The 26,305-nt window shown below is 55.4% G+C and carries 32 protein-coding genes and 1 riboswitch; of the genes, 16 read left to right on the top strand and 16 right to left on the bottom strand.

The window, feature by feature from the left end:
• Nucleotide 1: 1 nt before the first annotated feature.
• The 15 genes from thiH to KI809_RS03460 form a co-directional block, all read right to left on the bottom strand.
• Nucleotides 2–1,150 carry a 2-iminoacetate synthase ThiH gene (thiH, locus tag KI809_RS03530; protein ID WP_214170111.1) on the bottom strand — a complete coding sequence of 383 codons (1,149 nt, stop codon included), beginning with the start codon at nt 1,148–1,150 and terminating at the stop codon, nt 2–4.
• Nucleotides 1,151–1,196: 46 nt separating this feature from the next.
• On the bottom strand, nt 1,197–1,976 hold the full coding sequence (locus tag KI809_RS03525; protein WP_214170110.1) for a thiazole synthase: 780 nt from the start codon (nt 1,974–1,976) through the stop codon (nt 1,197–1,199).
• Nucleotides 1,977–1,978: 2 nt separating this feature from the next.
• Nucleotides 1,979–2,176, bottom strand: a complete 198-nt coding sequence (gene thiS / locus KI809_RS03520) for a sulfur carrier protein ThiS (protein WP_214170109.1) — start codon at nt 2,174–2,176, stop codon at nt 1,979–1,981.
• Nucleotides 2,177–2,223: 47 nt separating this feature from the next.
• Nucleotides 2,224–2,329, bottom strand: a riboswitch (TPP riboswitch).
• 76 nt (nt 2,330–2,405) lie between these two features.
• Complete coding sequence (locus KI809_RS03515) at nt 2,406–2,945, bottom strand: menaquinol oxidoreductase (protein ID WP_214170108.1); 540 nt, start codon at nt 2,943–2,945, stop codon at nt 2,406–2,408.
• Nucleotides 2,942–3,760 (bottom strand): HAMP domain-containing protein, encoded by an 819-nt coding sequence (locus KI809_RS03510; protein ID WP_214170107.1) that lies wholly within the window; start codon nt 3,758–3,760, stop codon nt 2,942–2,944. The genes KI809_RS03515 and KI809_RS03510 overlap by 4 nt, the downstream gene beginning before the upstream one ends.
• Before the next feature lie 39 nt (nt 3,761–3,799).
• Complete coding sequence (locus KI809_RS03505) at nt 3,800–4,336, bottom strand: cytochrome c3 family protein (protein ID WP_214170106.1); 537 nt, start codon at nt 4,334–4,336, stop codon at nt 3,800–3,802.
• Between the two features lie 100 nt (nt 4,337–4,436).
• On the bottom strand, nt 4,437–4,691 hold the full coding sequence (locus tag KI809_RS03500) for a GSU3473 family protein (protein ID WP_214170105.1): 255 nt from the start codon (nt 4,689–4,691) through the stop codon (nt 4,437–4,439).
• A 129-nt stretch (nt 4,692–4,820) separates the two neighbouring features.
• Complete coding sequence (locus tag KI809_RS03495; RefSeq protein ID WP_214170104.1) at nt 4,821–5,591, bottom strand: cytochrome c3 family protein; 771 nt, start codon at nt 5,589–5,591, stop codon at nt 4,821–4,823.
• 19 nt (nt 5,592–5,610) lie between these two features.
• The gene (locus KI809_RS03490) at nt 5,611–7,011 is read right to left on the bottom strand and encodes a polysulfide reductase NrfD family protein (RefSeq protein ID WP_246559159.1); all 1,401 of its coding nucleotides are present in this window, start codon (nt 7,009–7,011) and stop codon (nt 5,611–5,613) included.
• A 3-nt stretch (nt 7,012–7,014) separates the two neighbouring features.
• The gene (locus tag KI809_RS03485) at nt 7,015–7,926 is read right to left on the bottom strand and encodes a 4Fe-4S dicluster domain-containing protein (protein ID WP_214170103.1); all 912 of its coding nucleotides are present in this window, start codon (nt 7,924–7,926) and stop codon (nt 7,015–7,017) included.
• Nucleotides 7,927–7,977: 51 nt separating this feature from the next.
• Nucleotides 7,978–8,502 (bottom strand): cytochrome c3 family protein, encoded by a 525-nt coding sequence (locus tag KI809_RS03480; protein WP_214170102.1) that lies wholly within the window; start codon nt 8,500–8,502, stop codon nt 7,978–7,980.
• Between the two features lie 71 nt (nt 8,503–8,573).
• The gene (locus KI809_RS03475; protein WP_214170101.1) at nt 8,574–8,732 is read right to left on the bottom strand and encodes a hypothetical protein; all 159 of its coding nucleotides are present in this window, start codon (nt 8,730–8,732) and stop codon (nt 8,574–8,576) included.
• Between the two features lie 24 nt (nt 8,733–8,756).
• Nucleotides 8,757–8,996, bottom strand: a complete 240-nt coding sequence (locus tag KI809_RS03470) for a hypothetical protein (protein WP_214170100.1) — start codon at nt 8,994–8,996, stop codon at nt 8,757–8,759.
• A complete protein-coding gene (locus KI809_RS03465) occupies nt 8,993–9,403 on the bottom strand; it encodes a response regulator (RefSeq protein WP_214170099.1) in 411 nt (136 codons plus the stop codon). The genes KI809_RS03470 and KI809_RS03465 overlap by 4 nt, the downstream gene beginning before the upstream one ends.
• 54 nt (nt 9,404–9,457) lie before the next feature.
• On the bottom strand, nt 9,458–9,700 hold the full coding sequence (locus KI809_RS03460) for a hypothetical protein (RefSeq protein ID WP_214170098.1): 243 nt from the start codon (nt 9,698–9,700) through the stop codon (nt 9,458–9,460).
• A gap of 493 nt (nt 9,701–10,193) precedes the next feature.
• On the opposite strand from KI809_RS03460, the gene KI809_RS03455 reads away from it, so the two are divergent.
• Entirely contained in the window at nt 10,194–11,609 is a 1,416-nt protein-coding gene (locus tag KI809_RS03455; RefSeq protein WP_214170097.1) for a sigma-54-dependent transcriptional regulator, read from the top strand.
• Here KI809_RS03455 and KI809_RS03450 read toward each other — a convergent pair.
• A complete protein-coding gene (locus KI809_RS03450) occupies nt 11,600–13,219 on the bottom strand; it encodes a sensor histidine kinase (protein ID WP_214170096.1) in 1,620 nt (539 codons plus the stop codon). The genes KI809_RS03455 and KI809_RS03450 overlap by 10 nt on opposite strands.
• Nucleotides 13,220–13,420: 201 nt before the next feature.
• On the opposite strand from KI809_RS03450, the gene KI809_RS03445 reads away from it, so the two are divergent.
• The 15 genes from KI809_RS03445 to KI809_RS03375 all read left to right on the top strand — a co-directional run bounded on the left by KI809_RS03445 (nt 13,421) and on the right by KI809_RS03375 (nt 26,303).
• Entirely contained in the window at nt 13,421–14,287 is an 867-nt protein-coding gene (locus KI809_RS03445) for a polysaccharide deacetylase family protein (RefSeq protein ID WP_246559157.1), read from the top strand.
• Entirely contained in the window at nt 14,272–14,967 is a 696-nt protein-coding gene (locus tag KI809_RS03440; protein WP_214170095.1) for a glycosyltransferase family 2 protein, read from the top strand. The genes KI809_RS03445 and KI809_RS03440 overlap by 16 nt, the downstream gene beginning before the upstream one ends.
• The gene (locus KI809_RS03435; protein WP_214170094.1) at nt 14,951–16,327 is read left to right on the top strand and encodes a radical SAM/SPASM domain-containing protein; all 1,377 of its coding nucleotides are present in this window, start codon (nt 14,951–14,953) and stop codon (nt 16,325–16,327) included. Before KI809_RS03440 ends, KI809_RS03435 begins: the two co-directional genes overlap by 17 nt.
• Before the next feature lie 17 nt (nt 16,328–16,344).
• A complete protein-coding gene (locus tag KI809_RS03430; RefSeq protein WP_214170093.1) occupies nt 16,345–17,220 on the top strand; it encodes a lysophospholipid acyltransferase family protein in 876 nt (291 codons plus the stop codon).
• Nucleotides 17,221–17,246: 26 nt separating this feature from the next.
• Entirely contained in the window at nt 17,247–17,504 is a 258-nt protein-coding gene (locus KI809_RS03425; RefSeq protein ID WP_214170092.1) for a phosphopantetheine-binding protein, read from the top strand.
• A complete protein-coding gene (locus tag KI809_RS03420; RefSeq protein WP_214170091.1) occupies nt 17,501–18,784 on the top strand; it encodes a B12-binding domain-containing radical SAM protein in 1,284 nt (427 codons plus the stop codon). Before KI809_RS03425 ends, KI809_RS03420 begins: the two co-directional genes overlap by 4 nt.
• Nucleotides 18,784–19,623 (top strand): ACP S-malonyltransferase, encoded by an 840-nt coding sequence (locus tag KI809_RS03415; protein WP_214170090.1) that lies wholly within the window; start codon nt 18,784–18,786, stop codon nt 19,621–19,623. Before KI809_RS03420 ends, KI809_RS03415 begins: the two co-directional genes overlap by 1 nt.
• Before the next feature lies 1 nt (nt 19,624).
• Nucleotides 19,625–20,047, top strand: coding sequence for an acyl-CoA thioesterase (locus KI809_RS03410; RefSeq protein ID WP_214170089.1), 423 nt, complete (start codon nt 19,625–19,627; stop codon nt 20,045–20,047).
• Entirely contained in the window at nt 20,047–21,426 is a 1,380-nt protein-coding gene (locus KI809_RS03405) for a lipid biosynthesis B12-binding/radical SAM protein (protein WP_214170088.1), read from the top strand. Before KI809_RS03410 ends, KI809_RS03405 begins: the two co-directional genes overlap by 1 nt.
• A 221-nt stretch (nt 21,427–21,647) precedes the next feature.
• Nucleotides 21,648–22,388: a 3-oxoacyl-ACP reductase FabG gene (gene fabG / locus KI809_RS03400; RefSeq protein WP_214170087.1), complete on the top strand. Its 741-nt coding sequence runs from the start codon at nt 21,648–21,650 to the stop codon at nt 22,386–22,388.
• The gene (locus KI809_RS03395; RefSeq protein WP_214170086.1) at nt 22,388–23,593 is read left to right on the top strand and encodes a beta-ketoacyl-[acyl-carrier-protein] synthase family protein; all 1,206 of its coding nucleotides are present in this window, start codon (nt 22,388–22,390) and stop codon (nt 23,591–23,593) included. Before fabG ends, KI809_RS03395 begins: the two co-directional genes overlap by 1 nt.
• Entirely contained in the window at nt 23,590–24,630 is a 1,041-nt protein-coding gene (locus KI809_RS03390; protein ID WP_214170085.1) for a beta-ketoacyl synthase N-terminal-like domain-containing protein, read from the top strand. The genes KI809_RS03395 and KI809_RS03390 overlap by 4 nt, the downstream gene beginning before the upstream one ends.
• Nucleotides 24,569–25,009: a 3-hydroxyacyl-ACP dehydratase FabZ family protein gene (locus tag KI809_RS03385; RefSeq protein WP_246559156.1), complete on the top strand. Its 441-nt coding sequence runs from the start codon at nt 24,569–24,571 to the stop codon at nt 25,007–25,009. The genes KI809_RS03390 and KI809_RS03385 overlap by 62 nt, the downstream gene beginning before the upstream one ends.
• Nucleotides 25,006–25,614, top strand: a complete 609-nt coding sequence (locus tag KI809_RS03380; RefSeq protein ID WP_214170084.1) for a LolA family protein — start codon at nt 25,006–25,008, stop codon at nt 25,612–25,614. The genes KI809_RS03385 and KI809_RS03380 overlap by 4 nt, the downstream gene beginning before the upstream one ends.
• Nucleotides 25,611–26,303: an outer membrane lipoprotein LolB gene (locus tag KI809_RS03375; RefSeq protein ID WP_214170083.1), complete on the top strand. Its 693-nt coding sequence runs from the start codon at nt 25,611–25,613 to the stop codon at nt 26,301–26,303. Before KI809_RS03380 ends, KI809_RS03375 begins: the two co-directional genes overlap by 4 nt.
• The last annotated feature ends 2 nt before the right edge of the window (nt 26,304–26,305 follow it).

Raw genomic sequence — 26,305 nt, 5'->3', positions numbered from 1 at the left:
GTCAGAGCGCAACGTCACAGTCTGAATACGGGGCTGACTTGTCGAGAAAGGCCCGGTCCCAGTCCTTCCAGACCGCCTCATACCCCTTGCTGCGGATCATCTGCTCTACCTCTTCGGCGGTTCGATCATCGTCGATGTTGAACTGGCGGGTGCTCTCTTCTTCTCCGGCATAGCCACCCGGCGAGGTGCAGGAACCGGCGCTCATCTGGGTTATCCCGAGCGGTAGCAGATTGTCGCGGAGGGTCGCACTTTCACGGGTAGACATCACCAGTCCGGCGTCGGGCAGCAACAGACGGAGCGCGCAGATAAGCTGCACGAACTCGCGATCGGAAACCGGGTTCAGCGGGGAGAATCCCCCTTCGGCCGGGCGCATCCGGGGGAAAGAGACACTCAAGTGGCTGCGCCAGAAATGCCGGGACAGATACAGGGCATGCAGGCCGGTATAAAAACCTTCCACCCTGAAATGACCCAGGCCGAGGAGAGCGCCAATGCCGATGCGCCGCAGTCCGGCAGCGCCGCCTCTTTCCGGGGCCAGCAGGCGAAACGCATAGTCCCGTTTTCTGCCGAAAGGGTGCATTTCTGCATACAGTTTCTGGTCGTAGGTCTCCTGGTAGATAGTCAAACCATCCACTCCGGCTTCGACCATCCGGCTGTAGCCGGCTTCGTCCATCGGGTAGACCTCGATGGCGATTGAACTGAAGAGGTGGCGGATGCGTTGCGCAGCCTCGGCGAGGTATTCGTTGTCTACCGCCTTGGGGGCTTCGCCGGTAACCAGCAGGATATGGCGGAATCCTCGCTCGTGGAGAACCCGCGCCTCTCTCTCGACTTCATCGAAAGTCAGCGTCTGCCGGGCAACCTTGTTGGCGGCATTGAAGCCGCAGTAAAGGCAGCCGTTGGTGCAGAGGTTGGAGAGATAGAGTGGGGCATAGAGCAGGATATTGTTGCCAAACCGCTGTCTGGTAACCTTGTGGGCCTTGACGGCCATCTGTTCAATGAACGGTGCCGCGGCCGGAGAGAGCAGGGCCATGAAGTCATCAATGCGCAACCGCTCCGAGAGCAGGGCGCGTTCTACATCTGAACCCGATTTAGCTTCAATGCGGGACAGTAACTCTTCCGGCGCGTATTTTTGAATTTCATCAAGAAAGCTCATAGCGTCATCCAATACCTAAATGCAATTGATTTATATGACACAACCATCAACCTAAAAAGCCGGTCAGCGGACTGGAAGCCTCGGCTCGATCTCTCTGTTCGCCGAGACCGGCGAGATAAGCCTCTCGCCCGGCTGCAACCCCTTTGCGGAACGCGGCGGCCATGAGGCCGGGATTGGGGGTTACTGCCAGTGCCGTATTGACAAGGACGGCATCCGCACCCATCTCCATCGCCTCGGCGGCATGCGACGGCGCGCCAAGCCCGGCATCGACAACAACCGGGACGATTGCCTGTTCGATGATGATTGCTATCTGGTCACGGGTCCTGATGCCGCGATTGGTGCCGATTGGGGCGCCAAGGGGCATTACCGTCGCTGTCCCGATCTCCTGCAACCGCTTGGCCAGCACCGGGTCGGCATTGATGTAAGGCAGGACGGTAAACCCTTCTTTGACCAGGATCTCCGCAGCCTTGAGGGTTTCTATCGGGTCCGGCAGCAGGTAATAGGGATCAGGAGTTACTTCCAGCTTGACCCACGGCTCGCACCCTGCCGCACGTGACAGCCGGGCAAGCCTGACAGCCTCTTCCGCGTCGCGGGCGCCGCTGGTGTTCGGCAGCAGCAGGTACTTGCTGCGGTCGATATGCGAGAGGATACTGTCTTCAGGGTTGTCAATATCGACCCTGCGCAAGGCAACCGTGACGATTTCACAACCGGAATGTTCCATTGCCGCTACCATTGCCGCATTGGAAGAAAACTTCCCGGTACCTGCCAACAGGCGGGAGTTAAAGGTGCGACCGGCAATCACCAGTGCATCATTGTTGATGCTCATGTTCAACCTCCACCGACGAAATGGACGATTTCTATCCGGTCGCCGTCATTTAGATTCATTGTCTGATACATGTCCTTGGGGAGTATTTCCAGATTCAGTTCAACCGCAACCTGTCTCGGATCGATCCCCAGGCCGGCTAACAGCTCATTGACGGTTAGGCAGCCTGTCTCCTGCAACTCCCCGTTTACGGTAAGTTTCATTACGCTCTCCAACAAAAAAAGGCCGCAAAAGCGGCCGGTGATGGTTATATCCCGTCAGTCCGCTTCCCTACACCGGCATTATCCGGATCAGGTTCAAAGGGTTTGAAACCGAAGGTTTCATCTCAGTTCGTACGAACTCCCCTAGCGTTGATTAAGAATCAATTGTAGCTAAGTTTTGGGTAACGTAACAGGAGCAATGCGAGGTGTCAATGCTTTTCTTCCCCGGTTTTCAGTGGATGAAACCGGATTGCTCCTTGCGGTCCAGCTGTTCAAGGAACGCCTTTTCCTTGCGGATTTCATAGCCGCAAAGTGTCCAGAGATGGTAGCTTTCAAGGAGAAGGACCGTCATGCCTGCAGCAAAAACGGCCCAGAAATTGTCCTGGAGAGAGTTTGAAAAGTGATAGAACGTGTAAAACGCCGAGAGGTAACCGACATGGGCAATTCCGCCGTACTTTTCGGAGCTGCTCACCATCCGGGTCAGCACGAGGATGATTGCCGAAAAGCTGTAGAGCACCAGCGCTACGCTTATCATATTGGGTGCTGGTGGATGTCCCAGCAGATCTCTGATGTCGTCAGGAAGCGAAGGAATTACGGAAAAATCCTGTTGGGCAATGATGCTGATTGCCAGGAACAGGGCGAGACATATCGGGCCATTTCCGGATTTACGCTGCAGGCGACCGATCCGTAACAGGCTTTCGCGTCTCAGTTGGCTGAGATCTTTTGCCGCTGGTTGCTCTCTATCATCGCTAATGGCTGGGTCGATATTCATTGTGACTGAGTGCTTGAGTTCTTTGCTTCGCCTTCGCTCCGCTGGACGATGGTTCGGATGTTTTCCGCCAGAGAAGCAAGTTCCGGACCGCATTGCGGTAGGTCTGAGGCGCTCTCTCCCTTGACAGCCCGGTCGACATATTCACTCAGTAGACGTACCGGCAGAAAGACATTGCGCCAGAGCAGGGCGGCAACGCCACCAACGCTAAGGATCAGGACCAGCAGGCTGAAAACAACCATTCTGCCGCGCATTACCGGCAGGTTCTTAAGCAGAACCGGCACCGACAGCCCTATATCAAGGGTTCCAAGAACCTTCTGTCCTTGCGGGTGGACATGACACGGAGCATTAAAGCACTCGGGCTCGTTGTAAATCGGCGCGGTGATGGCCAGCACCTCGACACCGCGTTCATCCACAAAGCGCCGTGCCTTCTGCATATCACCCAATGTTGCTTTGGGCACCGGGCCATCATGGCATTCCACGCAGCCGGCAGTTTTCTTATCAACAAGATGGCCGACTTCTTCCTTGTTGCCGGAAAAGATTATCGATCCCTTCTTGTTAAAAATACGGGTGTGCTCCAGCCCTTTTTGTTCACTTACGTTGGTTATGATCTGGCTGACGGTTTCGCGATCCTCTTTCAGCATGGCATAGCGGGTCGATTTAACGATAGTATTTGCCAACCCGTTGGAATAGGTGACCGCATCGTTGACCAGATCTGATTTCATAACCGAGTAGAGCAGAATGCAGCAGATGACGACAAAGCCGGTGATCGCAATGGTCACCGGTATGATCGCTTGGGCGCTTAAGGTTTTGAACATGACTGATTCCCGTTCCCTGCGGTTATTAAGTCGCAATGGTTACATCTTGTGGCATTCTGCGCAGTTGGCTGTCACTGGAAAAGCCATCTTGCCGTCATGGCAGGTGCCACAGGATTTCCCTTTTTCCATTTCGGTCATGGTGACAGGTTTTTTGTGTTTATTAAGACCAAAGATGGCAGTGTGGCAGTCATTGCAGCTGTTTCTTGCCGTATGAGTCTTGTGGCTGAACTGGACATTGCCAGCTCCCTTGACTGCTATGGTAACCTCTTTGGCCTTGTGGCAGCGAACGCATTCCTTGACATGGAACGCTTTTGAGCCGTTATGACATGAGCCGCATGACTTGCCATTATCCATCTCAGCCATCGTTGAGTGGGAGCGCTTTTTCATGTCGAATATTGCGCTGTGGCAGGCCTTGCAGTTATTGTTGATACTGGCTTGCTTCAGGTGATAGCCGTGATCGAAGACAACAGTTCCTGCAGATTTAGTCGTATAGGTCACATTTTTGATTGTTATAGCCTGAACTGTTGCAGTTGTGCAGAGCAGTACCAGGCAGCAGAGCATGGTTCTTGAGAGCATTGTCTCCTCCTTGGTGAAATCTGATTTTTCAGACCGCAGATTATAGGAGGAGTGCTTTGGTTAGTCAAATCTTATCTGCCAGGTTACTAGTCAAACTCCTTCATTTGAATGCCGTGCCTTGGGATAGTCCTGGGCGTTCATAACCTCTTGGGCATTCATCAGTTATACCCCCACGATCTCTTCGCTCCGGTCCACCGTAAATCCGGCAGTCTTTTCTTGTTTGGTCTTTGCCGATTATCGCCCAGGCATCAAGCCTGCGGAATGCCGCTATCGATCCGCTTTCAATCAGGCGGTCGAGTTTACCCTGGTCTACAAGGCCGATCTTCCTGTCACTATAGACAACCTGTATCAGCATCGTCTCCTCCGGTTGATCAAACAAGAGTTGTTTATTCAAAAAATGCGGGCCGTGACCTGTTTGTCTCCTAGAAGCCAACAGGACTCGGCCCGCTCCATTAAATAAGCTGCCTGCAAATCGGTGTTAGTGTCATGAGCTCTTGTGACATGTTGCGCAATCTGACTTTACCGTGAATGCTTTTTTGCCGTCATGGCATACTCCACAAGACTTACCTTCTTCCATCTTTGCCATGGATGTTTTCGGATTCCCTTTGCCTGGTTTGAAAATGGAATCATGACAATCCTTGCAGGAAAAAGATAAGTCGATGTGGGCTTTGTGGCTGAATACAACATTACCAGCATCTTTGACCTTGTAAAGCTTATCGCGGTATGGATGGCATTTCTGGCAATCGCTCAGGGGGAATGCCTGCTTGCCGGTATGGCATGCTCCGCATGATTCCCCTTTGCCCATTGCCGTCATAGTGACCGGCGGGTTCTTGCCGGTCTTGAACAGTGCATTATGGCACTTGGCGCAATCCTGGACTTTTTTCAAGTGCTTCTGGTGGCTGAAAACCACTGGCCCGGTTTGCTTAACATTGATGCTGACATCGCGCACCTTGTGACAGCGGACGCATGCCGCAAGGGCAAAGGCGCCGCGTCCGTTGTGACAGGCCCCGCAGGATTTACCCTTTTCCATTCCTGCCATATTGGCTTTTTCCGGGGCCTTTTTGCCGTTTTCGTGGCACGCCTTGCATTGTAGCGGGTCTCGTCGTGGTTTCTTTTCCAGATGCTTTTTGTGGCTGAAAACCACTTTACCCGCATTTTCGGTGTGGTAGGTAATGTCCTTAAGCTCTATCGCCCCGGCCGCTGTTGCTCCAAATACCAGCATGGCAAGAACGGTTGCTATCCGGCATAATTTCATCGGTTCTCTCCTGTGTGGTTTAGTGGGCGCTCTCAGCGCCGGAGAGCTGGCGTGCCGATACGGCAATATCTTCCTTTGCGCAGACGCTTTCCGGAATCATTTCTTCCGACAGGCTGCGAGCATGTTCACGGATTCCTTCAGTTGCCTCTACCGGCACTTCAACGGTCTTCCACTTGTAGAAGATCGGCAGACGGTAAAGGATGAAGCGGTAGACGACGATGTAAACGGAATAAAGGGTTATCGCAATTACCGCTTCCCTCCAGTGCGGAATCTCGCGTTCAGGGAGTTTCCAGTTGAAGGTGATCATGGCGGTGTTGACCCGGTTCAGCACTACGCCTATTACGGTGAGCCAAGCGCCGAAGCGGACCAAACCCACCTTGTTGTTCTTGATGGCAAAGGCAAAGATTGCCATCGGCGCAATGACGCCGAGCAGGATTTCCGTTGCATACCAGGCGCCCCAACCGGTTGCAATGTATTCCCATTTGTTGTCATGGGCAACGCCGATCAGTTTGATGGTCAGGTAGGTAGCAAGACCCATGGTGGCGCCTTTGGCCAGAGAGATCGTGAGTTTGTCGAGGTTTGTCTTGAAGCGGTCGTCAAAACGCCATGCCATGGTCTTGGCAGCAATGGTGCTGACTACGATTACCATGCAGAGACCACCGGGGATTGACGATACGAAGAAGTGCAGCCATTGGAACGATGCCGAGTACCAGAGCGGATGGACCTTGCCCGGCGCATAGGTGAACAGTGCTCCCAATGCCCCTTGGTGAAGGGTCGAGAGGATGATGCCGGATACCGTAAGGCCGAGCGTGATCTTTCTGATCGCCTTCTTTCCTGCAGGCCACCCCATCCACTCGAAGAAACCGGTTGCTACTTCGGCAATCTGGACCGAGAGGTAGGTAGCAACGTGCCAGGCGACCAGGAAAAGAACGGCAGCCGGGCCGAAAGCCACTACCATTGGATACGGGAGTCGCCATGGTTGCCCGAGGTCGAAAAGTAGAAAACAGACAGCAAAGAAATAACCGAGCAGTCCGTTAAGCAGGGCCAGTCGCTCGATCGGTTCAAGATCGTGGCGTCCGAAGACCTCACAGGCTGTCCCGAGCTGGAACCCTGACGAGGAGAGGGGGACCATGGCAAAGAGACCGAAGCCGAGGAACAGTCCCCAGGGATAGTCGCAGGAGCTGTGGGTAACCCATGAGAGTCCGAAGATGAAGCGGCCGATCATGATCGGCACGCCAATGGCGAAAATAACGGCAAATATCCAGTTAACAGGGTTTTTCAATGCCTGCTGCAGGTATTCCCTTGGTGTCAGCCCCAGAAGGAGCTTTTCCATAATCGTCCATTTGCGTCCGTCAGAGTTACGATGGAGAGCGTCAACAACTTCAACACTGTTTCCTTTTTCCTTAAGATACCGTTTCATGGTCTAGTGCCCCCCTGTTCCGTTATGAGAATCATCATGATCGTCATGGCCGTCCTTGTTCTTGGTCGAAAGCAAGTGAATCCCGCTGAAGAGGGCCGGCCAGATAGCAAGCACCATCGGCACCATGCTCAGGAAGTCCTTCACGTTAGAGATGATAGGCTCATTCTGGAGGGTAGTATCGAAACCGACCTTGTCAAACGGAACGCTGGAGAGATAGAGCCATCCGGTTCCGCCAACTTCTTTTTCTCCATATATCTTGTCGTAGTAGCGTGAAGGTGTTTCACGTATACGCTCATGGCCAAGCTTGACGAGATCTGCGCGCTTCCCGAACGTCATGACTTCCTGAGGGCAGGACTCGACGCATGCCGGTGGTTTCCCGTTTTTCAACCTGGTGTCATAGCAGAAGATGCATTTCTTGACCACAGGGTTAAAGGCACTGGAGTAGCTGTACCCAGGGACATTGAATGGGCAGGCGATCATGCAGTTACGGCAACCGACGCATATCTTCGGATTGTAGATAACAGCGCCTTCTTTTGTTTTAGTGTAGGCATTGACAAAGCATGAGGTGAGACAAGCCGGCTCATTGCAGTGATTACACTGGATTTTTCGGTATACCGGTTCGCTGCCGCCGGTTTCATAACGATTCACAACGGTAAGCGCCCTCTCTGTGGGGCGGCGTTTGTCTTCGAAAACAGATGTGTCGTCAAAAGGCACGTCCGGTTCCGGGAGCTTTTGCTCCTTATTGCATGCAGCTTCGCAGCTTCTGCACCCTACGCAGCGGGTCAAGTCCACCAATACACCCATTGCGTCGGGGTATCCTTCGAATGATCCGGCTGCCTGGGCTTTACCGCTTGTTCCGACTGCGGCTGCTGCGCTGCACATCAAGCATCCTTTGAGGAAATCTCTCCGTTTCATATATTCCGTTCTCCTTGTATGAGATTTGGATTCAATCGATGCTCTGGCGGCCTAATGGCCGCCATGCCCTTTTCCAGCCGGTTTTTTCGGTGCAAATTCACCAGCATTGAACATGGCGTCACCTTCGGCCTTGCGCTTGTGACAGTCCTGACAGCCTGTCGGGCCATTCATCTTTTTATGGCAGCCGAGGCAGCTCTGATGGTAGGCCCCTTTGAGGCCTGGTGTGTCGTTATGATAGCGGTTCGGATTTGCTTCCCTTTCTTTCATGGCCTCTACTGAGAAAGGATCCTTTTTGTGACAGTTTCTGCACGCCACAGTTTTTGTCGGATTGCTGGTCTTGTGGCAGCGGATGCAGTTCGGATCGTTTACCAGAGTGCCGGTCGTATGATGATGGCAGACGGCACAATCGAACACTGCCTTGATGTGGGCAGCGTGGTTGAAGTTGACTTTCTGATAGAGACCTTCGATCGGGTCAATGCTGATGTTGTCCGGGATGGCCGCAGCTTGCTGCGGTTGCGAAAGCGTAAATGTTGCAGTGGCTATTGCTAACATTATCCATGTGCAGGCAGTGCGCATATCATTCTCCTTGGCATTAAAATGGCTGTTCTCGTCAATCAGGGCTCCGTCGTTAGCCCATTCGACCGGAGCTATTTGTCCTTCTGGCTGTGAATGTGACGGTACAGGAGCGGGAACCCGACGAAAAAGGCCAAGCAGATCAGGTATTCAACCCCTTTGATGTACTGGTAGAAGTCAACCATTGTGTAGACTGACTTTACCTCTCCTATTTGCTGGAAAATCTCGAGCATGACACTCCCCCTTTCATTATGAATCTAGTCGTTAGCTTCTGCCTTGGCGGAATTCTTGGCGTTATCTGCTGCCCCCTTCAGCATTCCCCACAGGGTCATGATTGCCGGGATCAGCTGTACGACAACTACCAATGCGCAGAATGCGATAAATCCGAGGACAAAGATGCCGCTGCTGTAAACCCTGTTGGTGCTTACTGCGAAGGCGTCACCAAACATGGCCAGCCAGAGCAGTACCGTTGTTGTAGCAAGACGTGTCGTTTTCATTGTTTTCCTCCTTTCAGATCCTGATGATGTTGACTGCGGATTGTTTCGAAGGCACATTCCACGGCCTGTTTTAACTCTTGTTGATCTGTTGGTTCCAATGGCGGAAGGGCGTGGTAGAAAATCCCCTCATTCCTTAGTTTGCGGATGAGGGATAGCGATGCGTCACTGGAAACAAAAATGATGGTCAATTCTCGGTTGCACTTCTTGAGCAGGGGGATAAGATCCGTAGCAGCCACTTCGTCGAATTCATTGCCAATCAGCACTACCTGAGCGGTTTTTTTCAGAATCCCATGCAGCACGGTTGCTGCTGAGTTGGTTACTGTTACGTCATACCCTGCTTCAATGAAAAGATCGGCCATCAGTTTGCGTGAGTCGAGGTTGTCATCTGCGATCAGCACCCCTTGCATGGTCGTTCCCCTCTCTCAAATCCATTAATGATTAGATGCCTACCATTGTCCTGCTTAATCCTTTTTCCCTTCTTTTGCGACTGCCGGCTCCTTAGTTCCGGAAGTGAAAAGCCCTTTAGCCATGCCGAAAAACATCATGATTCCCGGCAGAAACTGAAAAGCGATGATCATGGCTGCGAACCCGATGAAGAGCCAGAAGAAGAGCCCTGTTTCATCGTTCTCGGCACCGCTCGCGGCGAATGCAGAGCTGGCGCTGCAGAGGGACAGTGCGAGGGTTTTCTTGATTGCTGATTTCATGGTCTCCTCCTTTTCATTGCAGCGATTATACTTTGTGTCGTTTGTCACCAGTATTGCAGTATATGTACCAGTATTAATCTTGACTAATTTATAGTTCTTAACTAGCTGTTTTGTGGCATTTTTTTAATTTAATTGCTTAAATGATGCTGCCGGGGGTAAGGTGAGGTGTATCTAAATTGTATACGCCATTGCATGGTTCTCCGTTTTCCGGCCTGCATGTGGTTGGGTTGTAAATGTCTAAAAAATAACGAAAAATTCTTCTGCACGACTAGGTGTATAAATATTTTGTACATGATGACCGGCTTCATAATCACCTGATTTTATTGATAAAAATTGTGGGTGGTTTGTTGGTGAGTGTCTTTTAGCGAGCTGAGTTGTATTTTACTGTTGACACTGGCGGTAAGCGGAAATAACATAAAAGTCGGTTAATCTTTGGTCGAATTGCTTTAATCCCTGAAAAAGTGAGAACGACAAATCTCCGAGGTGGGTTTTCATGACAGATGTCAAAAAAGTCCTGGTGGTTGACGATGAGGCGGTAATCAGGGAAGGAATGAAGCGGATCCTCGATGGGGCAGGGTATGCAGTTGAGACCTTTGCTTCAGGGTATTCTGCAATTGAGCGGATGCAGGATCATGAATTCGATCTGGTTATTACCGATCTCAAGATGCCGGGTATGAACGGCATTGAAGTCCTGAAGTCGATCAAGATTCTTCAACCTGAAGTCCCAGTGATCCTCATAACCGGTTATGCCGCAATAGATAATGCTATTGAATCGATGAAGAGCGGCGCGGCCGATTACATCCCCAAGCCGTTTACCCCGGACGAGATTCTGGCAAAAGCAGCCAAGGCAATTGAAGAGAGAGTGGTACTTATTGATGATATGTATCTGCGCAAAGAGTTGCGGGATACCAGCGGATTTGATTGTTTCATAGGTAAGAGCAAGGAGATGCAGAAGGTTTATCGCCGGATTATGCAGGTTGCCCCAACAGACAGTACGGTCCTTGTCAGTGGGGAAAGCGGCACCGGCAAAGAGCTTGTGGCGCGCTCCATTCACCGCAACAGTCCACGCCGTGAACAGCCTTTTGTGGCCATAGATTGCACCACTCTGGCCGAAAACCTGCTCGAAAGTGAACTGTTCGGTCATGTAAAAGGGTCTTTCACCGGGGCAATGCAGACCAAGACCGGTCTCTTCAAGGTAGCGGACGGCGGGACCCTGTTTCTTGATGAAATTTCCAACATCAGTCTCACCACTCAGGCAAAGTTGTTGAGGGTGTTGCAAGAGAGAGAGGTTACCCCGATCGGCGGGACGCAACCGATCCCGATCGATATTCGTCTGGTCGCTGCAACCAACAAAAACCTCCGTACCATGATCACTGAGGGTAGTTTCCGTGAAGACCTTTTTTTCCGGCTTAATATAATTCCGATCGATCTCCCGCCGTTGCGGGAACGAAAAGGCGATATCACGCTGCTGATCAGCCAATTCGTAAAGCAATTCGCTGGAGAGCTTGGGAAAGAGATCCGTGGGGTAACACCTGACGTCATCTCGTTTCTTGAGGAATACCCGTTTCCTGGCAACGTGCGCGAGTTGGAAAACATTATCGAGCGTGCCGTGGTGCTGACCGCTACTCCGCTTATTGAACGGGATGACCTGGAACTGTCACCGCAAGGCGGAACGCATCATGCTGAAGCTGATGATGCCCATGTGCCGCAGAACCTTGAGGAGCTGAAAGAGACGAAGCGTCAGATCAGGGAAAAGGCAATAGAACCGGTAGAGAAGGCCTTTGTTATCAATGCCCTTAAAAGAAACAACTGGAATGTCACCCGTGCAGCCGAAGAAACAGGGATGTTGCGCCCGAATTTCCAGGCGCTCCTCAAGAAGTTGGGGGTGTCAATCAGGAATCAGATGTGATCGTCCGGCACTAACTCTCCTGCCGGTTTATTGCGCGCATCATTTGTAGTGGTTTCTTGGTCAACCGGCAGCAGAATGGTAAACGTCGTCCCTTTTCCCACCTCGCTCTGTACCTCTATTCTTCCACCGTGGCTCTCAATGATGCCGTAAGAAACTGAAAGTCCCAGCCCTGTTCCCTTGTTCTCCTTGGTCGTGAAAAACGGGTCAAATATTTTCTTGAGGTTATCTTCCGGAATCCCGCATCCCTGGTCGGCAATTTCAATAACTATGAATTTGTTGTCTTCGCTATTGTTGATCCGCAGATGAAGGTCTCCTCCGTCATGCATGGACTGGCCGGCATTTAGCACCATATTGACCAATACCTGCTCAATAAGGTTTGGATCGACTGAGATCTCCTGCAAGTCTGCGGCGAATTCCGTCACTATGTTGATGTTGAGGAATATGGACTGGCTTTTGACCAGTGACAGAGTGGCATTCATAATTGCCGGAATTGACGAGAGTTTTTTCTTCGGGCTTTTTTCTCGAGAGAAATCCAGCAAGCCATTGACGATACGGGCACAGCGCTCGGTTTCTCTGACAATAATCGCCAGATCACTCTTTAACGCCGGGTTCAGTTTGTCGTCATGCTGCACCAACGAGGCATACATCAAGATGCCGGTGAGCGGATTGTTAATCTCGTGGGCGATACCGGCAACGAGCTCTCCCAGTGATGCTAGCTTTTCTGATCGCACCAGCTGATTCTGCACTTTTTTCAGCTCGTTGGTCCTGTCCTCTACTCGCAGCTCAAGGGTATGCGCCCAATCTTCGAGCTCGCTACGGGCTTTTCTGAGGTTCTGGGTCATCCGGTTGAATGAGTCAGAGAGCACTGCCAGTTCATAGCTGGAAAAGGTTGGAACGGTGCCGTCCAGTTCTCCCTTGGACAGCATCTTGATCTGGTAAAGCAGTTGCTTGATCGGACTATTGACAAAAATCATCATGAAAAAAGTGATGCTCGCCCAGATGGCGGCGATGATCAGGACCGTAACCGCCCCCAGTTTGTAGCGGTACGATTCCATCAGTTCGCGCATCGGCTGCAATGAGGTTATCACATCGAGAACACCAAGGATTTTGAAGGACTCCGGATGAAAATGACAGGCTGCGGTATAGCATTTTTCGGAGTTATATATGGCTTTGGCCAGCCCCATAACCTCCTGGCCATTTGAGTCTTTGAAAAACCGACTCCTGTTCATGCTGGACACATCCACTTGCGGCGTTTCGCTTTCGTGGCACATGTTGCAGGCTTCTGTTTTTTTGTCGAGCAGCCGCCCGACTTCGTTTTCATCGGTTGAGTGGATGATCCGCCCGGTCTTGCTGATCAGCCGGATATGGATGACCCCCTTCTGTTTACCGACCTCGTTGATCATCTGGAATACGCCGAAGAGGTTGTTCTCCAGCATCTGGTTGTGGGTACTGCTGATGATGGTTTCCGAGAGCCGGTCGCTGTCTGCCACAGCATTTTCGATCATCAGCTTCTGCAGGTTGTTGAAGTTCAGCTGGGTAAAAACGACCATGCAGACCAGCAGAACAATGCTCGTTGCAATGGCAATTTTGGTAATCAGGCTAAAATGCACAGGCGTACCCAGGAAAGTGATAAATTTTGCTTAATGTTATACAGAATTGAGTCCCGGTCAACTTCTTTTCTCTGCACAGTTTCGGAAGGAGAGGTGTGGGGTGAGTCGGGAGCAAGATCCTTGACGCAATGCTCGGTTGTTTTATCTGTGATTCATATGGGTCAAGCATGCAGGTCTTGACTTTTCAGGCGGTGAATTGGTATGTTTCTACGATTAATGAACCGTGCTCCTAATGCTGATGAACGGCTTTTTAACGCCCTGACCATTGATGTCGAAGAATGGTTTCACGTCTGTGGCGCTGCAGGGATTGATGGCCTTACGCTCGAACGGCGGCTCCGAAGAAACATCGAGCGGTTGCTGGCGGTTCTGGATGCCGGTCAGGTCAAGGCGACTTTTTTCGTGCTTGGCTCTCTGGCAGCTGCAGAGCCCGAAGTTGTTAAAGAGATAGCTGGCCGGGGGCATGAAATCGCATCGCACGGGTATTCGCATGCTCTGGTGCACTCACTGACTCCGGATGCCTTTCGTGATGAACTTCGCAGGACAGCCGATATCCTGGGGCAACTGACCGGTTGCCGGCCGCGAGGTTTTCGTGCCCCGCAGTGGTCTCTGTCGCGAGACCGGACTCCGTGGGCATTTGATATCCTTTTGGCAGAAGGGTATCATTACGATTCGAGTTGTACTCCGCTGCCGTTTATCGGGAACAAGCATGGGCAGCGCATCCCTTGGCGGATAGAGCTCGACCACGGAACGCTCTGGGAGATCCCGCCGCTTGTAACTCCATCATGGATAGGCAATCTCCCTACCGGCGGGGGGTGGGGCTTTCGGTTTTTCCCGATGCCGATGATTGAGCGTACCATTGTAAATCTCAACTCCCTCGGGGCTCCGGGTGTGTTTTTCCTTCACCCGCGCGAACTGGATCCTGACGGGCCAAGGTTGAAGATGTCTCGGTTTCGGGAGTTCGTTGCCTACGGCTCCAGAAAAGACGCAATGGAACGGTTGAAGAGACTGCTGGCTGGCTTCAGGTTTACTACCCTTGGCAAGATGGTGCAACAGTGGGAATCTGCGTAGTCATACCTGCATACAATTGCGAAAAGACCATTGAATCCGTTGTCCGGGAGACGCTGCAACAGGGATTTCCCCTGCTTGTTGTCGATGACGGCTCAATTGACCAAACAGCGGAACAGATTGCCGGGTTGCCGGTAAACCTCATCAGGCACGATGTTAACAAGGGCAAGGGGATGGCGTTGCGCACTGCGTTTGACTGGGCTCTGATGAATGGTTTTTCCATGGTGGTTACCCTTGATGCCGATGGTCAGCACGATCCGACCGCCATTTGCGCAATGGTGGCAGAGGCCCGCGGAAAGGGTTTTGATCTTCTTCTGGCATCGCGTTATTCGCAATTTCAGGAGATGGCCGGGCTGCGGCGTTATTGGAACCGTTTCGGCGCCTGGTGCATGAGAAAAAGGACTGGTTTCAAGATTGACGACAGTCAATCGGGATTTCGTGTATACTCGTCCAAGCTGTTGCGTTCGGTGAACCTTGTTAGTACCGGGTATGATCTGGAAATGGAAATCCTGGTCAAGTGCTGGAAGGCCGGATTTTCCATCGGTTCAGTCCCTGTGGCGGCTCGGGTTGCTGACGGCCGGTCAACAAGCCATTTCCGGCCGGTTCGTGATACTTGGCGCATTTGTATGACATTCTTAAAATTCAGCATACCCTGTGAGAGTCCTAATGCTGCAAAGCCTTAAAAACTATACGACTGAGAAGATTGTCTCCCTGTTACTCTCCATGGCCACCAGCTCTTCCAATGAGACCTTGGCCCGGATGACCCATCTGATGGAGATGATCCCCAAAAAAGACTATTACAAGGAGCGGATTCGCTGGATTCGGCAGCTGGTTCGGCAGGGGCATCCGAGCATCGAGTTCCCCCGGCGGATCCTGCGGGATATTCACCCCAATCAGCGGAGCAAATGGATTACCAACCTGGCGGTGAACCACCTGCTGTCCGGTACCAACAAGCGCAAGGAATGGGCTGACCGGCACGGCTTCTATCCGCCGTCCACCGTGGTCATCAGCCTGACCATGAAGTGCAATCTCTCCTGTTACGGCTGTTATGCCGGCGACTATTCCAAGACACTGGAACTCTCCAACGATGAGGTCGATTCGGCTCTGACCCAGATGAAGGCGATGGGGGTCTATTTTGCCGTCATCTCCGGTGGGGAGCCGTTCTTTAAGCAGGATATCTTCGAGCTGTTCAAGAAGCATTCGGACATGGCGTTCCTGGTCTTCACCCATGGTGGTCTCATTGATGAGGCGATGGTGGAGAAGCTGATTGAAGTGGGCAATGTCATGCCGGCCTTCTCCCTTGAAGGGTATGAGGCTGAAACCGATGCCCGCCGCGGCGCCGGCCATTTTCAGAAAGTCATGCATGCCATGGAGCTGCTCAAGAGTGCGGGGCTTTCCTTCTGCGGCTCATTTACCCAGACCAGCAAGAATACCGACATCATCACTGACGGCAAGTACATCGACATGCTGCTGGACAAGGGGGTCTACGCCCTTTGGCTCTTCACCTACGTGCCGGTTGGCAGGGAGCCGAACCTGGAACTGATGGCAACGCCCGAACAGCGCGACCTTTTGCGGACCAGGGTTGCAGAATTCCGCGACAGCAAGCCGATGCTGTTCGTTGATTTCTGGAACGACGGGCCGATCATCAGCGGCTGTATCGCCGGCGGTCGCAAGTATTTCCATATCAACGCCAACGGTGACATCGAACCGTGCGTTTTTTGCCACTTTGCCGTTGATAACATCCGCCGCACCACCATTGCCGAGGCGCTTGGGTCGCCGCTGTTCAAGGCCATCCGGGAGCGGCAGGCAGAGCATGAGAACCTGCTTCGCCCTTGCATGCTCATTGACCACCCCGATGCGGGACGCGAGCTGTTCAGCACTGCCGGAGCGTATCCGACCCATGACGGCGCCGCAAAAATCTTTACCGATCTGGCACCGCAGATGGACGAATATTCGGCCGCTTATGCCGGGATTGCCGATCCTGCCTGGGAGCGGGAGTTTGCCGGCACGGAGCGGAATCCCCGGAAGCGCTGTCAGCGTTGATGGCATGAGGTCGTACGTTGGCGCTTTATAGCAGTATCAACCTGTTCTTTATCAACCTGTTTACGATCATGGTCCCGCGGTGGCTGACCCCGCCGTTCGCCTATCTGACGGCCCTGATTTTTTACTGTGTTACCGGAGAGCAGCGCCGCGGCATCCGTGCCAACCTGCGGGTTGTTCTGGGGCGGCGCAATGTAGAGCGGACGGTTTTTTCCTCCTATTGCCATTACGCCCGCAACTGGACCGATATCATGAGGATGATCCGGCTCAGGGGGGAGCGGTTGCAGGCAATGATCGGCCGGCGCAGCGACCCGCGCCCCATGGAAGAAGCGCTCGCCAACAAAACCGGGGCCATCCTGATCTCGCCCCATTTCGGCAACTGGGAGCTGGGCGGACTGGGGCTGGCTGATCTGGGATACCGGATAACCGTGCTCACTTTCCGGGAACCGGATGACAAGGTGACCGACCAACGGCGCATGGTGCGGGAGGAGCGCGGCATCGGCGTGATCTACGTTGATCGGGACGACCCGTCGCCGCTGGCGATCATTGAAGCGGTCAATGCCTTGCGCCGCAATGAAATCCTCTGCCTCATCGGCGACCGTGACGGTTCGTCCAATAGTGTCACTGTTGATTTCTTCGGAAAACCGACCGATCTCCCGGCCGGCGCCGCCTATCTGGCACTGGCGACCGGCGCGCCGATCATCCCGGTTTTTGTCCCTCTGGAGCAGGGGCGATACGCCACCCTCATGGAAGAGCCGATCTACGTGGCTGCTCGGCCGGGCGACAACCGGGCAGCGGTCAGGGACGCCGTGCAGCAGATGGCTTCGGTATTTGAACGTTACATCAGGAACTATCCTGACCAGTGGTATACCTACTTCGATTATTGGCAAAACTAAAATTAACCTGGCACAAAGGAAGAACAATGGCCGAAGAACTTATAGCAGCAGTAAAACAGCTTATCATCGATGCCCTCAGGATCGAGGGGATGTCCGCCGCTGACATCGACAGTGATGCGCCCCTGTTTGGCGACGGTCTGGGGCTTGACTCAATAGATGCCCTGCAGCTTGTCGTGGCAATGGAGAAAGAATACGGAGTCGTGGTGCCTGATGCCGCCACCGGCACCAAGGTATTCCAGTCGGTGCGGTCCATGGCCGGCTACATTGCGGAAAACCGTAAATGAAGGTGCTTTTCGTCTCACCCGGGTGGCCGAAGGGCCGCCTGTGGGGCGAACTAGGTTTCAAGTTCCCCTCTCTTTCGCTGGCAGCCCTGGCTGCCGTCACCCCTGTTGAATGGTCGGTTGAACTGTGCGACGAAAATATTGAACCGCTGGCTTTGGCAACCGATGCCGATCTTGTTGCCATCACCGCCATGACTCCCCAGGCGCCCCGCGCCTACCAGATTGCCGCACAGTTCAAGGCGGTGGGCAAGACCGTGGTCATGGGTGGCTTCCATGCCAGCAATCTGCCGGAAGAAGCGCTGCAACATCTGGACAGCGTTGTGGTCGGTGAAGGCGAACTGATCTGGCCGCAACTCCTGGCCGACTTTCAGCATGGCCGATTGCAGCGGCTCTACCGTTCCTCAGACCTCATCGCAATGACCGCCATTCCCATTGCCAGGCGCCAGCTGTTTGCCGGCAAGAAATACCTCTTCACCAATACCCTGCAGACCACCCGTGGCTGTCCCTTTGACTGCGAATTCTGCTCGGTCACGGCCTTTTACGGCCGTCATTATCGCAAGCGCCCGATCGATAACGTGCTGGCCGAGCTGGAGGAACTGCGCCGCAGGAACTCCTTTGCCTTTTTCGTTGACGACAACCTGGTGGCTGACCGGAAATATGCCCTGGAGCTGTTCGCCGGCATGAAAGGGATGGGTTTTAAATGGCTCTCCCATGCCCCGATAGATTTTGCCGATGACCGGGAGTTCATCAAGGCCGCCGGCGAGGCCGGCTGCGTCGCCCTGTTTGTCGGGTTCGAGTCGCTCAACCAGGAGGCGCTCAAGGCGATGGGCAAGGTCACCAACACCGCCACTTCCTATCTTGAAGACGCCCAGGTCTTTCGTGACAACGGCATCGGCATCCTCGGCTCCTTTGTCATGGGAAACGACGGTGATACCCCGGAGGTCTTTGAGCGGACCCTGGCCTTCTGTGAGCAGGCGCGGCTGGAGGGGGCCATCTTCCCGATCCTCACCCCGTATCCCGGCACCGAAGTCAGGCGCCGCCTGGAAGCGGAGGGGCGGATCCTGTCAAATGCCTGGGAAGACTACGACATGGAGCATGTCACCTTCCAGCCCAAGGGGATGAGCGTGGCCGAGTTGCAACAGGGGTATGACTGGCTCAATAGGTCCTTTTACTCCTTCGGTTCCATGTATAAGCGGATCTGGAAGCTGCACCGCTCAGTGCAGGTCTTTGGCCCGATGAATATCGGGTTCCGGGCGGCACTAAAACGAAAAAAGGGTAATTGATGATCTGTTTCATGTTCCCCGGCCAGCCGTTGGCTCATGACGCCGGGTGTCCCGATAATGCCGATTTTGCCGAAATTAGCGCACTGACCCTTGACCGGACCGGCCTTGATCTGGCAACCTTTGCCTGGCGCGACGAGCCAGCCACCGCCCAGGTAGGGCTGCAGGTTTACGGTACTGCCATGAGCCTGTACCGCAACCGGGTCTTGCGGGCCGAGGGGGCCAGGCCTGCCATGGTTGCTGAGCACAGCATGGGGATCTATGCTGCCCTGGCCGCGGTCAATGCTCTGCCCGAGGGGGATGCCCTTGAGCTTACCTGCCGCATCGGCCGCGTCCTGGCCGGGATGAGCAACAGCGGGAACTATGCCCTGGGGTGCGTCACCGGCCTGGCGGCGACGCCGGTGCTGGCCCTGGCCGAAAACAATGGCGTCTATCCGGCCAATTACAATACCTCCCGTCATTTCCTGCTGGCAGGAGAGCAGCATGCCATCGAGGCTGCCATGGCCGAGGCGCTTGCCACCGGCGCCTTCAGCGTCAGCTCGTTTATCTCTGACGCGCCACTGCATACGCCGTTGCTTGAAGCTATTGCCGGAGAGCTGCGGGGGATTGTCGCTGACTATTGTTTTGCCGAGCCGACGGTGCCGCTCATGGAGCATATCGAGCAGGATTTCCTGGCCGCAGCCGATATCCCGGATTTTCTGGTGCGCGAGCTCTGCCTGCCGGTCAGGTGGGAGGCGACCTATCTTGCGCTCAGAAAGGCCGGAGTGACCTCGTTTGCTGAGGCCGGCGTGGGAGAGTCGCTGAAGAAATACAACCGCTGGATTGCCATGGAGCACAGCTGAGATGCGTTACCACGAAACCGTTATCACGGTCCGGTTCAATGAGGTCGACAGCTATCAGGTGGCCTGGCACGGCCATTATGTGGCCTGGCTGGAGATCGGCCGCAATGAACTGGCGGGCCGCTTCGGCATGGCTGCCGACCAACTGGCCGAAGCCGGCTTCCTGGGGCCGGTGGTGACTCTGGAGCTGAAATACCTTCGTCCGGCCCGCTTCAATGACCGGCTTACGGTCAAGACCACAGTACAGCGTAATGAGACCCCCACGGTAGAGTTTCGCTCAGTTATCCTCGGTGCGGACGGTTTACCGTGTGCCCGCGGGATAACGGTCCATGCCCTGACCGATATGCACGGGGTCACCCAGTACCGCTTGCCCGAAACCGTGGCCGAGCGGGTTGAGCAGATGCTTGCCTGGGCCGAGGGGGATTGATGAAGCTGCTCCTGATCTCCGCCAACCGCGAGCGCTCGCCATATCCGGTCTTTCCGATCGGCCTGGCATGCCTGGCGCCGTCGTTGGCCGCCAGCGGCCATGAACTCCGCGGTCTCGACCTCTGTTTCAGCGAAGAGCCGATAGCCGCCATTACCGCAGCGCTGGACGGTTTTAACGCCGATGCCGCAATAATCTCCATCCGCAACATCGATAATGTCACCTGGCCCGGGGTTCGTTCATACCTTGCCGGGGTCAGGGAGGTTGTGGCCGCCTGCCGTGAGCGGGCAATGACCATTGTCGGCGGGTCCGGGTTCTCCATCATGCCGTCGGAGCTGCTGGCCTTTCTCGGCGCTGATTACGGCGTTGCCGGCGAAGGTGAAGAGGCTCTGCCCAGATTGCTTGCCGCCATCGCAGCCGGTGAAACAGTCACAGGGATTCCCGGCGTGGTGCTACCCGGAAAGCCCTCCTTTCTTCCTCCTGTTCCGGTCCATGCCATTGCCACCCCGGACCGGACCCTGTTCGATGTCGCCTCATACCACAAACTGGGGGGGATGGCCAACCTGCAGACCAAGAGGGGCTGCCCGTTCAGCTGTACCTACTGCACCTATCCGCTCCTTGAGGGGGCGCAGGTCAGGATCAGACCGGTAGCGGAAATTATTGCTGAGATCAGGGCTCTCGTCGAAGGTTATGGAGTGAATTACCTCTATTTTGTTGATGATATTTTCAATTATCCGGTTGCCTTTGCCGAGGAGCTGTGTGGCGCAATGTCGGCTGCGAAGCTGCCGGTCAACTGGTCGGCGTTCATCAACCCGGATTTCCTCCCCTCCAGGCTCCTGGACGCCATGCTCGCTGCCGGTTGCGATGCCTTGGAGTTCGGCACCGACTCAGGGGCGCAAACGATGCTCACCAGTCTCAGAAAATCGTTCTCTGTCGAGACCATTCGCGAATCTTCGCGGCTCTGCCGGGAGCGGGGCGTTGATTTTGCCCATTACATCCTTTTCGGTGGGCCGGGAGAGACCGAAGCGACGGTGCACGAGACCTTCAGTCTGATGGATGAGCTGCAGCCAACCGCGGTAATAGGCATGACCGGCATTCGGATCTTTCCCGGCACGGAGCTGCATCGCCTCGCCATCGCCGAAGGGGTAGTCACAGCCGCTGAATCACTTCTGGAACCTAAATTCTACATCTCTGCTGCGGTGCGCGACACCCTGTGCGACCTGGTGACCGCTGAGGCGCTGCAGCGCACCAACTGGGTGGTGCCGGGGCTGGAGATCAACATCTCGGATGCCATGCTGGAAATGCTGCGTCATTTTCCGGTGCGCGGCCCGCTGTGGAAGCTGATGAAACGGTTGGGGCGAAGCAGAATCAGGCCTGTCTGATATCAATTTAATATCAAGACCCTATCCGTGTGGGCCTGCTGTAGGGGCGTATCGCGATACGCCCCTACCTATGCCTCGCCGACTTAATATTATCCTTGATCTGAAATTGGTCTGACACCCTGGACCCCTGCAGCAGCCTTACCCTGTAACCTCCCTCCCCGATGCTGGACTTTTTCCCCATTAAGCGCTAAAATCCCCCCACTTTGATTCCGGAGATTACAATGGATTTTACCGGCAAAACCGTGGTTGTGACCGGTGGCACCCGAGGGATCGGCAGGGCGGTATCGCTTGCTTTTGCCCGTGCCGGAGCTGCCGTCTATGCCGCTTACCTGCAGGACGACGCGGCTGCCCTGCAACTGCAAACCGATGCTGCCGGTGGCAACGGCACGGTTACTACCGTCAAGGCCGATGTCAGCAGCGCCGCCGGGGCAACACTGCTGATCGATACCGCTGCGGCAGCGACCGGCGCTATTGACGTGCTGGTGAACAATGCCGGCATCATCCGCGACGGTTACCTGGCAATGATGGCCGATAGCGACTGGGATGCCGTGGTACACACCAACCTCTCCCCCCTGTTTCACTGCTGCAAATGGGGTATCCGCAAGATGCTGGCCAGACGGAGCGGGGTGATCATCAACCTCTCGTCCATTGCCGCAATCACCGGCACTGCAGGCCAGACCAACTATGCTGCAACAAAAGGGGCAATCATCAGTTTTTCCAAATCGCTGGCTCGTGAAGTCGGCCCCATGGGGATAAGGGTCAACGTGGTCGCCCCCGGCATGATCGCCACTGATATGACCGCCGGCCTCAAGCAGGAGCTGGTGGCTAAGGTGGTGCAGGGAGCGGCCTTGGGACGGATCGGTCAGCCGGATGAAGTTGCCGCAGCCGTGCTGTTCCTGGCTTCTGACCAAGCGGCCTACGTTACTGGCCAGACACTGGTTGTGGACGGAGGGATTCTTTGATGTCTCGCGAACGGGTAGTCATAACCGGCCTCGGCGTTTTCTGCGGTGCGGCCCGGGACATCCCGGGGTTCCGCCGCGCCGTCATCGACGGCACCAGCGGTGTGGGACCGGTGGACCTGTTCGATGTCTCGGCCTTCCCATCCCATATTGCCGTGCAGGTCAAAGGGTTCGACCCGGTGGCTCATTTCGGCAGACGCACGGCGGCAAAGCTTTCCCGGGCTGATCAGTTCGGGTTGATCGCTGCTGGCGAGGCGCTGGGCGACAGCGGCATAGCAGGCGGCTACGATTCGTTCGCCATGGGGGTGGTTGTCGGCGCCGGTGCTGCCGGCATGTTCCAGTCGGAACAATGGCTGGCAGCAGCACTGCAGGAGCGGCAGATCTCGCCGAGCCTGCTGCGCGGTATCCTGCCGGACAAGACCTCGACCGTCATTGCCGAGACCTTTGGCCTGGCCGGCTACCAGGGTACAATCACCACGGCCTGCTCCTCTTCGGCCACGGCTATCGGCTGGGGAGCGGACCTGGTGGCGACCGGCAAGCTTGATGCCGTGGTCTGCGGCGGCTCTGATACCTTGTCGATGCTTACCTTTGCCGGATTCAACTCGCTCAAGGTCGTTGACCCCGAGCCCTGTGCGCCGTTCAGTCTTGGCCGCCAGGGGATTACCCTTGGCGAAGGAGCTGCGTTCCTGGTTCTGGAGCGGGAGAGTGTGGCTGCTCAGCGTGGCGCAAAGGTTTATGGTGCTGTTCTCGGATACGCCATGGCTGGCGAGGCGCATCATATGACCGCCCCTGATCCGACCGGCCAGGTGGCCGCCCGCCTCATGCACGACGCCATGGCCAATGCCGGAATTGCCAAGGGAGATGTCGGTTGGGTCAATGCCCACGGCACTGGTACGCCGCTCAACGACGTGGTTGAGTCCAATGCCATGAAACGGGTATTCGGGGAACGGGCCGGGAGCGTGCCACTGATCTCTACCAAGCCGATCACCGGGCATTGCCTGGGGGCCGCCGGGGCGATCGAGGCGGTGGCAACCATGCTGGCGCTCGGAGAGCGCACGATTCCGAAGACCCTCCATTTCCGGGGGCGCGACCCGGAATGCGATCTCGACTACTGCCATGATTCGGCGCGCCCTGCGACCGCCACGGTCGCCATGTCCAATTCGTTTGCCTTTGGCGGCAACATCACATCTTTGGTGCTTGGCCTATGATCCAGGATACTCCCGATATCGTCGTTACCGGATTGGCAGCCATCTCCGCTGCCGGTGTCGGTGTCGAGCCGCTGGTCACGGCGGTGCGTGGCGGTCAGAGCTGTCTGACCCCTGTTCCGGAAGCGATTGCCGGCAGGGCCGGACTAAGGTGGGGCAAGGCCGAAAAGTTTCGCGCCGCCGATTTCATGCCGCCGCTCAAGGCCCGCAAGTTTGACCGCTGCAGTCTGTTGGCCACGGTGGCGACCGGCATGGCGTTGGCCGATGCCGGAGTGACAAAGGATTCGCTAGCGCCGGAGCGGGTCGGGATCACCATGGGGTCCGGTTTTGGCGGCATTACTAATTCCGAGGAGTTCCTGACCGGTTACTTCCAAAAAGGGGTCGATGGCCTGACGCCGATGCTGTTCCCGAATACCGTGGCCAATGCCGCGGCCAGCAACGCTTCCATCGAGCATCACCTGCAGGGACCAAACGTCACCACAGTGCAGCGGTTCTGCTCCGCTGAGAACGCCTTCCAGCTTGCCTGCCGGTTCATTGCCGAGGGGCGGGCCGATGTCATGGTGACCGGCGGGGTCGATGAACTGACCTCGCGGATGTTGCAGGGGTTTCAGGCACTGGGGCAAAACCGTAGCTTTGCTGCTGATTATGCCGAAGGGTGCGGTCTTTTGGTTCTGGAGCGCAGGTCGCATGCCGAGGCCCGAGGGGCAAGGATCATGGGCGAAGTCACTGCCATCAGCACCTTGGGATTGATCCCGGCTGGTCGTGAATCCCAAGCAGTTAGTCAGCTGTTGCCGTCAGAATCTCCGAAACGACTTTGCCTGTCAGGGACAGCGGATCTGCTCCCCGCATTTGCCGCCCTGCTGCCGGATACGCCGCGGATTTGCCTGCCGCAAGTTACCGGTCGCTCCATTGCCATGGGCGGCCTTTCCATGGTTGCCCTGGTGGCGACACTTGGGGCAGGTGAACAGGGGCTGCATCTTGCCGCTTCCCCGGAAGGCCCTTATTACGCCATCTCTTTCACCGGAGGGAAGCCTGTTTAACCCCGATCCCACGGCATATCTCCCCCATCGCTTCCCGTTTCTCTTTCTCGATCGGATCACCGGCCGCGATCCCGGCATCTCGGCCACCGCCGTCCGGCAGGTGAGCAGCGGCGAGCACTGCTTTGTCCCGTTCCTGATGCTGGAAGGTCTTGCCCAACTGGCAGGAGTGGCCACGGTGCAGGAGGAGGGGGAGGGCGGTTTTCTCGCTACCATCGACCATGCCGAGTTTCTTGCCCCATATCAAGCGGGCGATACCCTTGAATTCAGCGTGCGTGTACTCAAGTCGTTCGGTCGGCTGTTCATGATGGAAGGGGAGGTGGCGGCAGCCGGGCAGGTTTTGGTGCAGGCCGTGCTGACCCTGGGAGTAGGGGCGTTATGAGGACTTTTTTCTATGCTGTTCTGCTGATTGCCTTGGTGCCGCTGACTGCCGCAGCTGCGCCAATGTCGCCGGTGGTGGCCCTGGAGCAGCTGCGCAAGGGGTTTGCCGGGATGCAGGATTTCACCGCCGAGATTACCCAGGAAAAGCAGCTGGCGGTCATGAAACGGAAGCTTGTTTCCACCGGCACGGTGCGCTTCAAAAAGCCTGACCTGTTCTTCATGGAACTAGTGCCGCCGCATGCCAGCAGGATGGTGTTGCGCGACAGCAGTCTGGATCTTTATTTCCCCAAAGAGAAGAGCCGCCAGCAGATCGCACTTCCTGCGGATGAAGGGCTCAAGCGGTGGCTTGGTCTGCTGGCCAAACCGGTAACCGCTCTTCCGGAAGCGGTTGACGCCAAGGCTGACCTGACCGGTGATACCCAGACTCTCACCATTTCGCCCAGGAAAAAGGGGCAGGTTCACTCCTTTACCCTTACTAGCGGCAGTGACGGCAGGTTGCGCAAACTGGTTATCGATGAGCGCAATGGCAACCGGACTGCCATCACCTTTCAAAAGATGCGGGCCAATGTCGGCCTGAGTGAGAAAGATTTCAAGGTGCTGGAATGAATTATCGCGTTTTCATGGTAATCATGGTTATGCCGCTGCTGCTCTTTGGTTGTGCTGCCAGGTCGGTTGCAGTCACTGTTCCGCTTAACCCGGCAGCAACAATCAATACCCTGACCAGCAGCGTGGCGCTGTCGATAAAGGCTGGTGAAAAAGGTCTTTCCGGCCGCGGTTACCTGATCATGCGCTCTCCTGACCAGTTTCGGCTGGTGATTCTTTCTCCGTTCGGTACCACCGTAGCGGAGATGTTTCTCAATGGTGACCATCTGCTCTATGTTGCCTCTTCCCAGAACCTTGCCTACCAGGGGTTGCTGTCAGATCTCCCCAACGCGCCGGCCCTGCAGGGGTGGCGGCTTCTGCGCTGGACCACCGAGCGGGTTTTCCCGGAAAAGGCCGGCCAGGAACATCTGAGTCGCAGGCGTGCCGACGGCGAACGGGAAACCATTGACTTTGATTCCCAAGGATTGGTCCTGAAGAAGAATGTTGACGGCGACGAGGTGCGCTATGAAGGGTACCAGTCGGTTGACGGCGTACCGGTCCCGACGACCATCGAGATCACGGACCGGCTCGGGATCACGGTGCGGATCACCCTGGATGAGCCGGAGGTCAACACCGCCCTCGACGAAAAGGCATTTGTTCCGGTCCTTGAAGGGGTAACCGTCCTTCCCTTGAGCCAGTTTCCAGTTTCTTGATC

Origin of the sequence: Geoanaerobacter pelophilus (assembly GCF_018476885.1) — a bacterium.
Taxonomy (GTDB): Bacteria; Desulfobacterota; Desulfuromonadia; order Geobacterales; family DSM-12255; genus Geoanaerobacter; species Geoanaerobacter pelophilus.
The sequence above is the reverse complement of the archived record's forward strand: the minus strand, read 5'-3'. Positions and strand labels throughout refer to the sequence as shown.